The 14,363-nt window shown below is 70.1% G+C and carries 13 protein-coding genes; 3 read left to right on the top strand and 10 right to left on the bottom strand.

The window, feature by feature from the left end; all coding sequences use genetic code 11:
• Window positions 1-31: 31 nt before the first annotated feature.
• The 10 genes from ACT3T9_RS16435 to ACT3T9_RS16390 all read right to left on the bottom strand — a co-directional run bounded on the left by ACT3T9_RS16435 (window position 32) and on the right by ACT3T9_RS16390 (window position 9,669).
• Window positions 32-649: a hypothetical protein gene (locus ACT3T9_RS16435; RefSeq protein ID WP_444607066.1), complete on the bottom strand. Its 618-nt coding sequence runs from the start codon at window positions 647-649 to the stop codon at window positions 32-34.
• The gene (locus ACT3T9_RS16430) at window positions 646-1,062 is read right to left on the bottom strand and encodes an NUDIX domain-containing protein (protein WP_441444033.1); all 417 of its coding nucleotides are present in this window, start codon (window positions 1,060-1,062) and stop codon (window positions 646-648) included. Before ACT3T9_RS16430 ends, ACT3T9_RS16435 begins: the two co-directional genes overlap by 4 nt.
• An 88-nt stretch (window positions 1,063-1,150) precedes the next feature.
• Window positions 1,151-1,441, bottom strand: coding sequence for a hypothetical protein (locus ACT3T9_RS16425; protein ID WP_441444034.1), 291 nt, complete (start codon window positions 1,439-1,441; stop codon window positions 1,151-1,153).
• Window positions 1,442-1,511: 70 nt separating this feature from the next.
• Window positions 1,512-2,330, bottom strand: a complete 819-nt coding sequence (locus ACT3T9_RS16420; protein WP_444607065.1) for an NINE protein — start codon at window positions 2,328-2,330, stop codon at window positions 1,512-1,514.
• 55 nt (window positions 2,331-2,385) lie between these two features.
• A complete protein-coding gene (gene der / locus ACT3T9_RS16415) occupies window positions 2,386-4,632 on the bottom strand; it encodes a bifunctional cytidylate kinase/GTPase Der (protein ID WP_441444036.1) in 2,247 nt (748 codons plus the stop codon).
• A 20-nt stretch (window positions 4,633-4,652) separates the two neighbouring features.
• Complete coding sequence (locus ACT3T9_RS16410) at window positions 4,653-5,759, bottom strand: prephenate dehydrogenase (RefSeq protein WP_441444037.1); 1,107 nt, start codon at window positions 5,757-5,759, stop codon at window positions 4,653-4,655.
• Complete coding sequence (locus tag ACT3T9_RS16405) at window positions 5,759-6,667, bottom strand: pseudouridine synthase (RefSeq protein ID WP_441444038.1); 909 nt, start codon at window positions 6,665-6,667, stop codon at window positions 5,759-5,761. The genes ACT3T9_RS16410 and ACT3T9_RS16405 overlap by 1 nt, the downstream gene beginning before the upstream one ends.
• A complete protein-coding gene (locus ACT3T9_RS16400; protein WP_441444039.1) occupies window positions 6,667-7,539 on the bottom strand; it encodes a ParA family protein in 873 nt (290 codons plus the stop codon). The genes ACT3T9_RS16405 and ACT3T9_RS16400 overlap by 1 nt, the downstream gene beginning before the upstream one ends.
• Window positions 7,540-7,717: 178 nt before the next feature.
• Complete coding sequence (locus tag ACT3T9_RS16395; RefSeq protein WP_444607064.1) at window positions 7,718-8,722, bottom strand: site-specific tyrosine recombinase XerD; 1,005 nt, start codon at window positions 8,720-8,722, stop codon at window positions 7,718-7,720.
• Window positions 8,719-9,669, bottom strand: coding sequence for a heme o synthase (locus ACT3T9_RS16390; protein WP_444607063.1), 951 nt, complete (start codon window positions 9,667-9,669; stop codon window positions 8,719-8,721). Before ACT3T9_RS16390 ends, ACT3T9_RS16395 begins: the two co-directional genes overlap by 4 nt.
• A gap of 362 nt (window positions 9,670-10,031) precedes the next feature.
• On the opposite strand from ACT3T9_RS16390, the gene tkt reads away from it, so the two are divergent.
• The 3 genes from tkt to ACT3T9_RS16375 form a co-directional block, all read left to right on the top strand.
• Complete coding sequence (tkt, locus tag ACT3T9_RS16385) at window positions 10,032-12,128, top strand: transketolase (RefSeq protein WP_444607062.1); 2,097 nt, start codon at window positions 10,032-10,034, stop codon at window positions 12,126-12,128.
• 228 nt (window positions 12,129-12,356) lie between these two features.
• Window positions 12,357-13,466: a transaldolase gene (gene tal / locus ACT3T9_RS16380; RefSeq protein WP_444607061.1), complete on the top strand. Its 1,110-nt coding sequence runs from the start codon at window positions 12,357-12,359 to the stop codon at window positions 13,464-13,466.
• A gap of 72 nt (window positions 13,467-13,538) precedes the next feature.
• On the top strand, window positions 13,539-14,363 hold an 825-nt coding region (locus tag ACT3T9_RS16375; RefSeq protein ID WP_444607060.1), incomplete at its 3' end, for a glucose-6-phosphate dehydrogenase.

Genomic DNA, 14,363 nt, shown 5'->3' with positions numbered 1-14,363 from the left:
GGCGCGCCGTCGTCCGGGCGGGACGAGCGGCTCAGGCGCGGGGCCGAGCTCGGCCGACGCCCTGAGCGTGTTCGGCGTCGGCGTAGCGCATCCCGGGTGGGACCTGGGCGAGCTCGAACCAGGAAGCGGCCCGCGGCAGCAGCCGCACGTCCTGCCAGGGGACCGCGAAGGCGGGATCACGCCACAGGGTCAACCCGATCTCCTCACGGCGCCCGGCGGCGATCATCGTGAGCCGACGCAGGCGGGACAGCGGGTGGGGATCTGCCCGGGAGGCCGCGGGGATCGCCACCACGCCACCGAGGTCCAGCGGCCAGACCGTCTCTCCCCAGTGCAGGCTCGCCTGCTCCGGGGAACCGCTGATCACGGCAGGCGGCCGCAGATCCGCGGCTGTCACCGGGGTGGGGGCGAGCGGAGTGCCGCGTTCGAGCACCTCGTGCTGGACCCACGTGCCGGGCAGGAGGGCCGTCCCCCCGACCGAGACGTCCACCAGGATCGATTCGGCGAAGGGCTGCAACGGAACGCTGAGCTGGCCGCCTCGCGTCATGTCACGCCGGGGCACTGCGATGACCCTCACCACGGCAGTGTCGCCGGGTTGGTCGGTCAGCGAGATCCTCACCCGGGTGCCGGGCAGCGGGTCGAGGCGCCTCACCGGCGGAACCGCGCTTCGGGACGGTCCTCGAGCGCCCATCGGAGCTGCTCGGTGAAGCGTGCGTTCATCGGCGGTGCGGCATCCACGGGGAACCAGCGCGCCTCGGTGTTCTCACCATCAGCGGGGTACGGCCTGGAGTCACGGTCGGCCTCGCACAGGAAGCACAGGTCCAGGTACTGGGCCTGGTCGCCATTGCCATAGGTGATGGGTGGCAGGGTGCGCACGTCGAGCAGTCGCCGCGCGGTGGAGGGGATGCCCGCCTCCTCGGCGACCTCGCGCACCGCCGCGCGGGCCGGCTCCTCGCCGGGGTCGATGATCCCGGTGACAGGGGTCCAGGCGCCGTCATCCGCGCGCCGCACGGCGAGCAGCGAGGTCCGTTCCCGATCGAGCACCAGGGCGGTGACGCCGGGCATCCACAGCAGCTCGTGCCCGACCCGCTCGCGCAGGGACAGGACGAAGTCCGGGGTCGCGATGGCAGCTCCTCCCAGGAAACTGGCGGCGTCAGCCGCCCATCAGGATCGGCAGCGTGGCCACGCCCATGATGAGCACCATGAACACCACGTACACGATGAAGAACAGGATGATCAGCACCAGCATCACCCAGAACAGGATCCACCCGACCTTGTTCATCTTCTGAGCGGAGTACGGATCACTGTCCATCTGCACCAGGGCGATGATCCCGAAGATCGCCGGAATCGTGCCTCCGCAGAGGAAGCCGACGATGATCAGGATGATCGCGCTGGACTGGATCTTGCTGCGGTCCGGCAACGGGCCCTGGGGGTGGTAACTCATAGCTCGCGGATCCTTGTCGCTCAGGCGTGGGGACGGGCGGGCCGTCCTTCAGCAGGTTCGGTCCAGCAGCTCAGTCCTTCAGCGGGCGACCGTGGGCGTCACGCTCGAAGGTCGGGGACTTCGCGAGCACCATGATGCCCTCGATGAGCCCCCAGATCTGCGCGACTGGGTAAAGGAGGAAGCAGCTCAAAACAGTGATAGCGACCTGGATGATGCCGATCGTGGTGTACCCCAGCAGGAAGCGGTGGACCCCGAATCCGCCGAGGAAGATGCCGAGCAGGCCCACCACCAGGCGGCTCTGAGGCTCACCCTGGGGTGCTGCGCCACCGGCGGCGGGAGCCTGGCCGGCGCTGGGCTGGCCGTAGCCGGCGCCGCCCTGCGCGTGGGGATCGGAGGCGGAGGGGCCGGAGCCCGCCGCCGGCGACCAGTTCTGCTGCGGCTGCCCGTACGGATCGGAGGCGGAGCCGGCAGACGGCTGGGCGTACGGGTCCTGCCCGGCAGCGGGCTGCTGGCCGAACGGGTCCTGCCCCGCAGCAGGCTGCTGGGCGTACGGATCCTGCCCGGCGGCAGGCTGCTGGGCGTACGGGTCCTGCCCGGCGGCAGGCTGCTGGCCATAGGGATCCGAGGCGGAGGGGACCGGCTGGCCGTAGGGGTCCTGCTGTCCGTACTGCTGCGCGCCCGGCGTCTGCTGCCCGAAGGAATCCTGCTGGGCTGCAGGCTCCGCAGGCGGCTGCGCCCACGGATCCTGCTGCGGCTGCGCGTAGGGGTCCTGCGGCTGCTGCGCGTAGGGATCCTGCTGCGGCTGGCCATAGGGATCCTGGCCACCCTGCTGCGCATCGAAGTCGTTCCCCTGGGTGTTCCAGGAGCCGTTGTCACCGGGATTGCTCATGGCGGACACGATACGTGGTGCAGCCGTGGTGATGCACCTCGGCTGGACCCGGCTGTCAGCGGCGGCGCTTCTCGCGGATCCGCACGCCGATCACGATCGGTGAGCCCGTGAACTCGAAGTCCTCGCGCAGACGGCGCTCGATGAAGCGGCGATAGCCGTGCTCGAGGAAGCCGCTGGCGAAGATGACGAAGCGCGGCGGCCTGGTTCGTGCCTGCGTCGCGAACAGGATGCGGGACTGCTTGCCGCTGCGCACCGGGTGGGGATGCGCGGCCACCAGCTGGCCCAGGAAGGCGTTGAGCCGGCCGGTGGCGATGCGCCGGTCCCAGGACTCCAGCGCAGCTTCGAGCGCGGGCACCAGGCGGTCGGCGTGGCGGCCCGTCTCGGCGGAGATGTTCACCCGAGGAGCCCAGGAGACGTGTGCGAGATCACGCTCGATCTCCCGCTCCAGCGTCTTGTGACGCTCCTCGTCCAACAGGTCCCACTTGTTGAAGGCGAGCACCAGGGCGCGCCCGGACTCCAGGACCATGTCGATGATCTTCAAGTCCTGAGCAGAGATCGGTTCGGAGGCCTCCAGCAGCACCACCGCGACCTCGGCCCGGTCCAGGGCGGAGCGGGTGCGCAGCGAGGCGTAGTAGTCGGCGCCCTGGGACTGGAGCACCCGGCGCCGAATACCGGCGGTGTCCACGAAGGTCCACTCCTTGCCACCGAGCGTGATCTTCTCGTCCACCGGGTCCCGAGTGGTGCCGGCGACATCGTCGACCACGACGCGCTGCTCCTTGGCGAGCCGGTTCAGCAGCGAGGACTTGCCGACGTTCGGACGACCCACCAGGGCCACCCGGCGGGGACCGCGGTCGGCGGGCGTCCCACGGCCTTCCTCGGGCATCGCGGCGAGCACGGCGTCCAGCAGGTCGCCGGATCCGCGCCCGTGCAGGGCGGAGACCGCATGCGGCTCCCCCAGGCCCAGGTTCCACAGCCCGGCGGCCTCGATCTCGCCGCGCTGGTCATCGACCTTGTTGGCCACCAGCACCAGCGGCACCTTGGCCTTGCGGAGCACCTTGAGCAGCTGCTCATCGGTGGTGGTCACACCGACATTCGCATCGACGATGAACATCACGACGTCGGCGAGGGAGACGGCCACCTCGGCCTGCTCGGCGACCCTGTAGGCGATGCCCTGGACCCGGTCCTCCCAGCCGCCGGTGTCGACCAGCCAGAAGTCCTTGCCCGCCCACTCGGCCTCGTAGAAGACCCTGTCGCGGGTCACCCCGGGGCGGTCCTCGACGATCGCCTCGCGGCGGCCGAGGATGCGGTTGACCAGGGTGGACTTGCCCACGTTGGGACGGCCCACCACCGCCACCACCGGAAGGTTCCGCTGGATCTCGGGCATCAGTTCCTCGGACTCGTCCCCCGTCAGCAGGGCCAGGTCCTCGTCATCGAGCTCGTAGTCGGACAGGCCGGCGCGCAGCGCGTTCTCGATGTCCGCATCGGTGGGACCGTCGGCCGACGCGCCCTCCGAGGTGGTCGTCCGACGCCGGACGGGCTCGGGCTTGCCGTGCTCGGCCTCCTCCTGCGCGGTCTCGGCCGCGGCGACGAGCATCAGCACCCGCTCGACGACGTCTGCGATGTCGAGGCCCGTGGTGTCGAGGGTCTCGACCCCCTCGGCGGCGGTGAGGAACTCCGAGACGGTGGAGTCGTCCCGGTCCCGGCGCAGCACCTGATCGGCCATCCGGGCGCGGGTGTCCTCGTTGTCCTCGAGGTCGAGCTCGGCGGCGCGGCGGCGCATCCGCTCTTCGTCGGAGGCGATCAGCAGCACGCGCACCTGGGCGTCGGGGGCGACCACGGTGGTGATGTCGCGGCCTTCGGCGACGCAGAAGCCGCGCTCGTCGGCGGTGGCGTAGAGCAGCTCGCGCTGACGCTGCTGGAGGATCGCGCGCACCAGGGTGTTGGTGGCGACGTCGCTGACGCGCTGGGAGATCCGCTCGCTGCGGATCTCGGCGGTGATGTCGGTGCCTCGCACCACGACGGTCGCGCCCTCGGGATCGGTGCCGAGCTCGAGCTCGAGCTCCTCGGCGGCCTGGGCGACAGCCTCACGATCGGTGAGGTCGATGTCGCGGTCCAGGCAGTCCCAGGCCACGGCGCGGTACATCGCGCCGGTGTCGAGGATGCCGCCCTCGAGCGCATCGGCGACATAGCGGGAGACCGTGGACTTGCCGGAGCCGGCCGGTCCGTCGATCGCGATGGCGATGCCGCGGGCGGGGCCGGTGTTCGCGAGGGAGGAAGGGTCGTGCGGCGCGCTGGTGTGCATCCGGCAAGGATACGGGGCGTTCAGGACTCCGCGACGGTCCAACCGCGTGCGGAGAGCTCTCGGGTGAGCAGCTCCTCACGGGAGGCGTCCACGGAGAGGTGTCCGAGGCCCACCTGGCGCCCGTAGTTGTGCTCGAGGTGGAAGTCCTCGAGGTTGACCCCGATCTCCCCCATCTCGGTGAACAGCCGACCGAGCTCGCCGGGACGGTCCGGCACCAGCACCGTCACGGTCGAGAAGGAGTCGGAGGCTCCGCCGTGCTTGCCGGGGATGCGCCGCACCCCGCGATTCCCGTCGGCGATGAGCTCTGCGAGGGCGCGGCGGGAGCCGACGGCGGGGTCCGGGTCCCCGGTCATCGTGGCGAGGGCGGCCAGGATCTCGTCCAGCCGGCCGCGCACCCCGTCGAGCACCTCGCTGACCGCCTCAGCGTTGGCGCCGAGGATCTCGACCCACAGCCTCGGGTCGGAGTCGGCGATGCGAGTGGAGTCGCGCAGACCCTGCCCGGACAGTCCCAGGGCCGTCTCCCCCGGTTCCAGCAGCGTGGTCGCCAGCAGGCTCGAGAGCACCTGCGGCACATGCGAGACGTGAGCCACTGCGGTGTCGTGCTCGTCGGCGCCCATCACCACCGGCACCGAGCCGATTGCGGTGGCGATGCCCTGGAGGAGGCTGATCGCTTCGGGGCGGGTGCTCGGGTGGGGCACGACCACGAAGGGTCGCCCGCGGAACAGATCGCCACGGGCCGAGATCACGCCGGAGACTTCACGTCCGGCCATCGGATGGGCCCCGATGTATCGGGTGAGCTCCTCGGGCTCGACCGCCTGGGTGATGCCCTCGAGGACGATCCCCTTGACGCTGGCTACATCGGTGACCAGTGCCTGCGGCCAGGTGCGCAGGGCCTGGACGACCAGCTGGGCGGTCGCGTCGGGTGGGGCTGCGATGACCACGAGCCGCGGGTCGGGCCCGGCGGGGTCGGCGACATGCCCCACCCCCAGCTCGACCGCGAGCGCCGTGGTGCCCGGGGAGACGTCCTCGACCTGCACGCTGGCTCCCGCGGCGCCGAGCGCCATGCCCAGCGAGCCGCCGATCAGCCCGGTGCCGATGATCCGGACCGGAGAGGGCACCAGCGACATCACAGCCCGACCTCGGCCATCAGGGTGCCGAGTTCACGGCCCGTCAGCTCCCGGGTGCTGCCCGAGTCGAGATCGCCGAGCAGCACCGGGCCGATCCGGGTGCGGACCAACGCGGTCAGCTCGAATCCCAGCGCGGCGAACATGCGCCGCACGATGCGGTTGCGCCCCTCATGCAGGGTCACCTCGACCACCGCTTCATGACCGTCCTGGGCGAGCACCCGGGCCCGGTCGGCACGGGCCGGACCGTCCTCGAGCTCGATTCCCTCGCGCAGGGACTTCACCAGGCCCCGGGGAGCGCCGCCCGGTGCCTCGAAGCGGCACACGTAGGTCTTCTCGACCTCGAAGCTGGGGTGGGTCAGGCGGTGGGCGAGCTCGCCGTCATTGGTCAGCAGCAGCAGGCCCTCGGTCTCGTAATCGAGCCGGCCCACGTGATAGAGCCGCTGGGAGTGGCCGGCGGTGAACTCGGCGAGGTTGCGCCGGCCTTCCGGATCGCTCATCGCGGAGACCACGTGGCGCGGCTTGTTCAGCACCAGCGTCAGCTTCGTCTGGTCCAGCTGGAGCCGGCGACCGTCGACATGCACCACCTGGGTGGTGGGATCGATCCGCACTCCCTGTTCCTGGACGATGACCCCGTCGATCCGCACGCGACCGGTGGAGATCAGGGTCTCGCAGGCCCGGCGGGAGCCGAAACCGGCTCGGGCCAGGACCTTCTGCAGCCTCTCGCCCTCTTCGCGATGGGGCTCGGGGGCGAGGCCGTCCGGATCCTTGGCCGGCGCCACCGGGGTGCCCGCCTCGTCGCGCAGCCGCACCCGCTTGGGCGGCGTGAAGGCGCTGCGACGTCGCTGAGGCTGGCTGCTGGAGCGGCCCGAGGAACCGGGGCGCTGCCCGCCGCGCCGATCGGCGGCCATCAGGCCGCCGAACCGCGGGAGATGAGCTCCCTGGCGAGCTGGCGGTACGCGTCAGCGCCCTTGGTGGAGGAGGCGAAGGAGATGATCGGCTCGGCCGCCACCGAGGCGTCGGGGAACTTCACGGTGCGGTTGATCGTGGTGTGGAAGACCTTGTCCGGGAAGGCGCCGACCACCCGCTGGCACACCTCGCGTGAATGAAGGGTGCGGGGGTCGAACATGGTGATCAGGATGCCGTCGAGCTCGAGCCGGGGGTTGATCCGGTCCTGCACCTTCTCGATCGTCTCCACCAGCAGGGCCACGCCGCGCAGGGCGAAGTACTCCGCCTCGAGCGGGATGATCACGCCATGGCTCGCCGCCAGTGCGTTCACGGTCAGCAGGCCCAGCGACGGCTGGCAGTCGATGATGATGACGTCGTACTCATCCGCCACCGGGCGCAGCACGCGTGCCAGGGCCATCTCGCGGGCCACCTCGTTGACCAGGGTGACCTCGGCGGCGGAGAGGTCGATGTTGGCCGGGAGCACGTCGAGGTTCTCGGTCGAGGTCTCCTGGATCACGTCGTGCACGTCATGGCCACGCTCCATCAGCAGGTTGTACACGGTCACGTCGAGGTCGTAGGGGTTCACCCCGGTACCGGCGCTGAGCGCACCCTGCGGGTCCAGGTCCACCAGGAGCACCTTGCGCCCGAGCTCGGCCAGGGCCGCCCCGAGGTTGATCACGCTGGTGGTCTTCCCCACCCCACCCTTCTGATTCACCATCGAGATGATGCGTGCCGGCCCATGGGAGTCGAGCGGGGCCGGCTCCGGGAGCTCCGGCATCGGTCGGCCGGTCGGGCCGAGATCGATGTCCAGCTGCTGGGAGGAGGTCGGGCTCACGTCGGTGTCCTGTCGTCGGCGTCGTGGTCTGGTGGTGCGGAACGATCCGTGACCGTTCGGAACTGATCCGAGCGTGGTCCGGGGAACGACGGCTGCACCATGCCGTCCGCGTCCCGCACAGGTCGTCCCCGAGGGATCGGGCCCGGCAGGGACGTCGCGCCGGACAAGTCTAAGCCCCTCACTGAGCCCGGGGGTGGGCGGAGGCGTGGGTCTCGCGCAGGGTGTCGACGGTGACCTGCGTGTACAGCTGCGTGGTGGTGACGGAGGCATGTCCCAGCAGCTCCTGCACGCTGCGCACATCTGCGCCGCCGTGCAGCAGGTGGGTGGCATACGAATGGCGCAGGGTGTGAGGGCTGATCGGCTCCGCCAGATCCATCAGCTCGGCCTCCTCCGCCGCGCGCCGCACCACCTGCCAGGCGGCCTGCCGGGTGAGCCGGGTCCCACGGGAGCCCAGGAACACCGCCGGGGAGCCGCTCCCCCGCGCCGCGAGCGTGGGACGGCCGCGGGTCAGGTACGCCTCGAGCGCCGCCAGCGCGAAACGGCCCACCGGGAGCACCCGGTGCTTGTCGCCCTTGCCGCGCAGCACCGCGGCCCGTTCCTGGGGATCGATGTCGTCCACATCCAGTCCGGTCGCCTCTGAGATCCGGGCACCCAGCCCGTAGAGCACCTCGAGCAGCGCGCGATCGCGCAGCGCCCGCTCGGTGGCGTCCCGCCCGGTGCCGGGGCGGCCGGCGGCATCGATGAGCGTTTCGACCTGGTCGATGCTGAGCGGGTGCGGAAGCCGTTTGGGCAGCGTCGGAGACGGGACCAGGCGCGAGGGATCGCCGGTGGTGGAGACGCGTTCGGCGTCGAGGAACGAGTGCAGCCCTCTGACCGCGGCCAGGGAACGGGCAGCGGAGGCGGCGGAGAGCGGGCTTCCGCCGTCGGCACCGGTGCGCACGGACTGCAGCCAGGCCCCCAACTGCTGCGGATCCGCGGCCGTGGGATCCACGTCCCGCCGGGCCAGGTCGGCCAGATAGCGGGTGAGGTCGCGGCGGTAGGCGTCCAGGGTGTTCGAGGAGAGCCCGCGCTCGATGCGCAGGTGGCTCAGATACTGCTCGAGGGTCCGACGGTCAGCGGGACGCAGGATCTGCTCGCCGGCGGGTTCCGGCTCCCCGTCGGGTCCCGGACCGCCGCTGGTCACAGGGTGACGAAGGGATCGATCGCGAGGGCGACGAAGAGCACGGTGAGATAGGTGATCGAGCCGTGGAAGACGGTCATCGGGCTCAGGGCCTTGCCGGTGAGACCACGGCGCACGCGCAGTGCGTAGCGGATCACGAGGTAGCCGAACCACAGTCCGGAGGCGACCGCGGCGACGCCGTACACCCAGCCGGTCGATCCCAGCGGGATGATCGCAAGGCTCGAGGCGATCATCAGAGCGGTGTGCATGATCATCTGACGGGCCACGGTCGTCTTCGAGGCGACCACCGGGAGCATCGGCACGCCGGCATTGGCGTAGTCCGCGGCGAACTTCTCCGCCAGCGGCCAGTAGTGCGGCGGGGTCCAGAAGAAGATCACCAGGAACAGCAGCACTGCGGTCCAGGACACCGTGCCGGTCACGGCGGCCCAGCCGATCAGCACCGGCATGCACCCGGCGATCCCGCCCCAGACGATGTTCTGGCTGGTGCGGCGCTTGAGGATCATCGTGTAGAAGACGACGTAGAGCAGGATCGCACCGACCGCGAGCGCGGCCGAGGCCCAGTTCACGAGCAGGCCCAGCCAGAGCGCGGAGACGATCGAGATCGTGATGCCGAAGATCAGGGCGACGCGCGGCGAGACTGCGCCGGACGGGATCGGTCGGTTGCGGGTGCGCTTCATCTTCGCGTCGATGTCGCGCTCGAGGTACATGTTCAGAGCGTTGGCCCCGCCCGCAGCGAGGTACCCGCCGATCATGGTGTTCAGGATCAGCCACGGCGAGGGGAACCCGCCTGCGGCGAGGAACATCGTGGGGATCGTGGTGATCAGCAGCAGCTCGATGATGCGCGGCTTGGTCAGCGCCACATAGCTGCGGATCACGGAGCGCGCGGACCGCGGGGCCCGTCCACCTCCCCGGCGTGCATGCTGGACCGAAGCTCCCTGGGTGGCGGTCACCGCCCACCGTCCTTCCTCTGAGCGCGGCAAGGCAGCCGCGTGAACCCCCACAGTCTAGGCGGTGGCCCCTCCGGGCGGCACCAGTGCCAGAGGTGAGAACCCGCACCGTGTCGCCCGGTCCGCCGTGCGCCCCGGCCGGGAGGCGCGACCGCGACCGCGGAGGATCGTGTGCGAAGCCGCTGGGACACGCTCGGCAACAGGCTGGACGGACGAGCGTCATGGACCCCGCCCGACTAAGCTGGACGCTGTCGCCTCGCACAGGGAACCCGCACGTCGCAGGACGTGCTGCCGGGACCGCCCGCCGAGGCCTGTCGATCCACGCGGCCGAGCGGCTGCACACCGGCGAAAGGAAGCACCCGATAATGACGGAGAACTTCAAGGCCCCCGAGGGCTGGACCGAACTCGACAAGCGTGCGGTCGACACCGCGCGCGTCCTCGCCGCTGATGCGGTCGAGAAGGTCGGCAATGGGCACCCGGGCACCGCTGTGAGCCTCGCTCCGGCCGCCTACCTGCTCTACCAGGACGTGATGCGGCACGATCCGAAGGATCCGTCGTGGCTGGGCCGCGACCGCTTCGTGCTCTCGGCCGGTCACTCCAGCCTCACGCAGTACATCCAGCTCTTCCTCGGCGGCTTCGGCCTCGAGAAGAAGGACCTCGAGGAGCTGCGCACCTGGGGCTCGAAGACCCCGGGCCACCCGGAGAACTTCGTCACCTCAGGCGTGGAGATCACCACCGGTCCGCTGGGCCAGGGCATCTCCTCGGCGGTCGGCTTCGCGATGGCGCAGCGCCGCGAGCGCGGCCTGCTGGACCCCGAGGCCGCTGAGGGCACCAGCCCCTTCGACCACTTCACCTATGTGATCGCCTCCGACGGCGACCTCCAGGAAGGTGTCAGCAGCGAGGCCAGCTCCATCGCCGGCACCCAGCAGCTCGGCAACCTCATCGTCCTGTGGGACGACAACGAGATCTCCATCGAGGGTGACACCTCGATCGCCTTCACCGAGGACACCGCCGCGCGTTACGAGGCCTACGGCTGGGACGTGCGGACCGTGGACTGGACCCAGGGCGGAACCGAGTACCTCGAAGACGTCGCGGCCCTGAAGGCCGAGATCCTCGAAGCTCAGAAGGTCACCGACAAGCCGACCTTCATCCGACTGCGCACCGTCATCGGCTGGCCGATCCCCGAGCTGGCCGGCAGCCACTCGGTGCATGGCGCGAAGCTCGGCGCCGAGGGCGTCGCAGGCCTGAAGAAGGCCGTGGGCCTGGACCCGGAGCAGCAGTTCCAGGTCGACGAGGATGTCCTCGCCCACACCCGCGCCCTCGCTGAGCGCGCGGTCTCTGCGAAGGCAGAGTGGGACAAGGGCTACCAGGCGTGGCGCTCCGCGAACGCGGAGAAGGCCGCTCTGCTGGACCGGCTCCAGGCACGTGAGCTGCCCGAGGGCTTCGCCGAGGCGTTCCCGAGCTTCGAGGCCGACGCCAAGGGCCTCGCCACCCGCGCCGCCTCCGGCAAGGTCCTCGAGGCCCTCGCACCGGTCATGCCTGAGCTGTGGGGCGGCTCCGCCGACCTCGCCGGCTCGAACAACACCACGATGAAGGGCGAGCCGTCCTTCCTCCCCGAGGAGCTCAGCTCCTCCGAGTTCGCCGGTGACAAGTACGGCCGCACGCTGCACTTCGGCATCCGCGAGCACGGGATGGGCGCGATCCTCTCGGGGATCTCGCTGCACGGGCTCACCCGCCCGTACGGCGGCACCTTCTTCCAGTTCTCCGACTACATGCGCGGCGCGGTGCGCCTCGCCTCGCTCATGAAGGTCCCCGCGACGTACGTGTGGACCCATGACTCCATCGGTCTGGGCGAGGACGGCCCCACCCACCAGCCGGTCGAGCACCTGGCCGCGTACCGCGCGATCCCGAACCTGTCGATCGTGCGCCCCGCGGATGCGAATGAGACCGCGCAGGCCTGGAAGGCGCTGCTCGAGCGGGATCACGGCCCCGTCGGCCTGATCCTCTCCCGGCAGGCGATGCCGACCTTCGACCGCAGCGAGTACGCGGGCGCGGAGAACCTCGTCAAGGGCGGCTACATCATGAAGGAGGCCTCGGCGGAGCCGCAGGTGATCCTCATCGGCACCGGCTCCGAGCTGCAGTACGCCGCGGAGGCGCAGACCCAGCTCGAGGCGGCGGGCATCCCCGCCCGTCTGGTCTCGATGCCGTCCGTCGAGTGGTTCGACGAGCAGGACGAGGAGTACAAGGAGTCTGTGCTCCCGGCGTCGGTCACCGCACGCGTGAGCGTCGAGGCCGGCATCGCGATGCCCTGGTACCGCTTCCTGGGCACCCATGGGCGTGCAGTCTCGCTCGAGCACTACGGTGCATCGGCCGATGCGGGCACTCTCTTCAAGGAGTTCGGCTTCACCGCCGAGGCCGTGGTCGCAGCGGCGAAGGACTCCCTCGCCGCAGCCGGGGCCTGATCCTCCGCGGGGCGGGGCCTCCGGGTCCCGCCCCGCTCCTCTTCCCCTCCCCTCCCCTCCCCATCCTCTTTCCTCCTCTCCTCTCCCCTCTCTCCCTCCGCCCGTCCCGCCGCCGACCGCGGACCCAGAGGTTCCCTCCCTCACCTCGGGGAAGGATCCGGCGCTTGAGACCGTTGCACCGGGCGACACCAGTTCGACACAGGGCGCACAGCGCCCGGAAGGAACACCATGGCTCAGAACACCAACACCCAGGCCCTCTCCGATGCCGGAGTCTCGATCTGGCTCGACGATCTCTCGCGTCAGCGGATGTCCTCCGGGAACCTCCAGGAGCTCATCGGCAGCCGCAACATCGTCGGCGTGACCACGAACCCGTCGATCTTCCAGGCTGCGATCTCCGGCCGCTCGGAGTACGACGCAGACATCGCCCGCCTCGCGGCGGAGGGCAAGGACGTCGACGCCATCGTCGAGGTGCTCACCACCGATGACGTGCGCAGCGCCGCCGATCTCTTCGCCGACATCTACGCGTCCTCGCACGGCTTCGACGGCCGCGTGAGCATCGAGGTCGATCCCCGCCTCGCCCACGAGACCGAGAAGACGATCGAGCAGGCCAAGCACCTCTTCGAGGTCGTCGGCCGCGAGAACGTGATGATCAAGATCCCCGCCACCGAGGCCGGCCTGCCGGCCATCACCGCAGTGATCGCCGAGGGCATCAGCGTCAACGTCACCCTGATCTTCTCTGTCGAGCGCTATCAGGCCGTGATCGAGGCCTACCTCACCGGTCTCGAGCAGGCCGCGGCAGCGGGCAAGGATCTCGCGAAGATCCACTCTGTCGCCTCCTTCTTCGTCTCCCGCGTGGACTCGGAGATCGACGCGCGGCTCGAGGCCCTGGGAACCGAGGAGGCGACCGCTCTGCGCGGCCAGGCCGGCGTCGCGAACGCACAGGCCGCCTTCGGCACCTACCTCGAAGCCTTCGGCTCTGAGCGCTTCACCGCGCTCAAGGGTGCGAACGTCCAGCGGGCGCTGTGGGCATCCACCGGCGTGAAGAACCCCGACTACGCCGATACCCTGTACGTCGACAACCTGGTCGCGGATCCCTCCGTCAACACCATGCCGGAGAAGACCCTCGAGGCCGCCGCGGACCATTCGGAGCTGAAGGCTCCGCTGTCCGCCGAGGCCGCTGTCGCGGGCGTCGCGACGCTCGAGCGCGTCGCCGGCGCCGGGGTCGACCTGGTCGAGGTCTTCGCACTGCTCGAGCGCGAGGGCGTCGAGAAGTTCGAGAAGGCCTGGAACGAGCTCCTGGCCACGGTGTCCGCCTCCGTCGAGTCCGCCCGCGCCTGACTCTTCGAGGAGCACGGTCCCGCATCATGGGCGGGCCGTGCTCCTCTGCTCCGTGTCCTAGAAAGGACGAACGTGACCGACTCCTCCACTCCCCCTGCCGGGGCTGACGCGCCGAATCCGCTGCGCGATCCCCGCGACCGCCGTCTCCCGCTCATCGCCGGGCCCAGTTCGATGGTGATGTTCGGCGTCACCGGCGACCTCGCCCGCAAGAAGCTGCTGCCCGCCATCTATGACCTCACCCATCGTGGCCTGCTGCCGCCCAGCTTCGGGCTGGTCGGCTTCGGTCGTCGGGAGTGGTCCGATGACGACTTCGCCGACTACGTCCGCAAGAGCGTCTCCGAGCACTCCCGCACCGGGTTCGACGAGAGCGTCTTCGAGCAGCTCCGCGGCGGGCTCCGCTTCGTCACCGGCACCTTCGATGACAGCGCCGCCTTCGAGAAGCTGACCGAGGTGGTCGGCGAGCTCGATCGCACTCGCGGCACCGGCGGTAACCACGCCTTCTACCTCTCGATCCCGCCGGACGCCTTCCCGCAGGTCTGCGGCCAGCTCGCGGACTCGGGGCTCAACACCCCCCGCGACGGTTCCTGGCGCCGAGTCGTCATCGAGAAGCCCTTCGGGCACGACCTCGCCTCCGCCCGCGAGCTCAACGACGTGGTGGAGAAGGCGTTCCGTCCCGAGGACGTCTTCCGCATCGATCACTACCTGGGCAAGGAGACGGTCCAGAACATCCTGGCGCTGCGCTTCGCGAACCAGATGTTCGAGCCGATCTGGAACGCGAATTATGTCGACCACGTGCAGATCACGATGGCCGAGGACATCGGCATCGGTTCCCGTGCCGGGTACTACGACGGCATCGGCACCGCCCGAGACGTGATCCAGAACCACCTGCTGCAGCTG

This window comes from Brachybacterium sp. AOP29-B2-41, from assembly GCF_052378395.1.
GTDB lineage: Bacteria > Actinomycetota > Actinomycetes > Actinomycetales > Dermabacteraceae > Brachybacterium.
Note: the sequence above shows the minus strand (reverse complement) of the source record. Positions and strands in the feature narration are given on the sequence as shown.

Excerpts from the sequence above, each read along its gene's own strand:
- ACT3T9_RS16410 (WP_441444037.1), bottom strand. The coding sequence starts at position 5,759 with ATGTCGCTGGTGCCCTCTCCGGTCCGGATCATCGGCACCGGGCTGATC.
- ACT3T9_RS16420 (WP_444607065.1), bottom strand. The coding sequence starts at position 2,330 with ATGAGCAATCCCGGTGACAACGGCTCCTGGAACACCCAGGGGAACGAC.
- tkt (WP_444607062.1), top strand. The coding sequence starts at position 10,032 with ATGACGGAGAACTTCAAGGCCCCCGAGGGCTGGACCGAACTCGACAAG.
- ACT3T9_RS16405 (WP_441444038.1), bottom strand. The coding sequence starts at position 6,667 with ATGGCCGCCGATCGGCGCGGCGGGCAGCGCCCCGGTTCCTCGGGCCGC.
- ACT3T9_RS16430 (WP_441444033.1), bottom strand. The coding sequence starts at position 1,062 with ATGCCCGGCGTCACCGCCCTGGTGCTCGATCGGGAACGGACCTCGCTG.
- der (WP_441444036.1), bottom strand. The coding sequence starts at position 4,632 with ATGCACACCAGCGCGCCGCACGACCCTTCCTCCCTCGCGAACACCGGC.
- tal (WP_444607061.1), top strand. The coding sequence starts at position 12,357 with ATGGCTCAGAACACCAACACCCAGGCCCTCTCCGATGCCGGAGTCTCG.
- ACT3T9_RS16425 (WP_441444034.1), bottom strand. The coding sequence starts at position 1,441 with ATGAGTTACCACCCCCAGGGCCCGTTGCCGGACCGCAGCAAGATCCAG.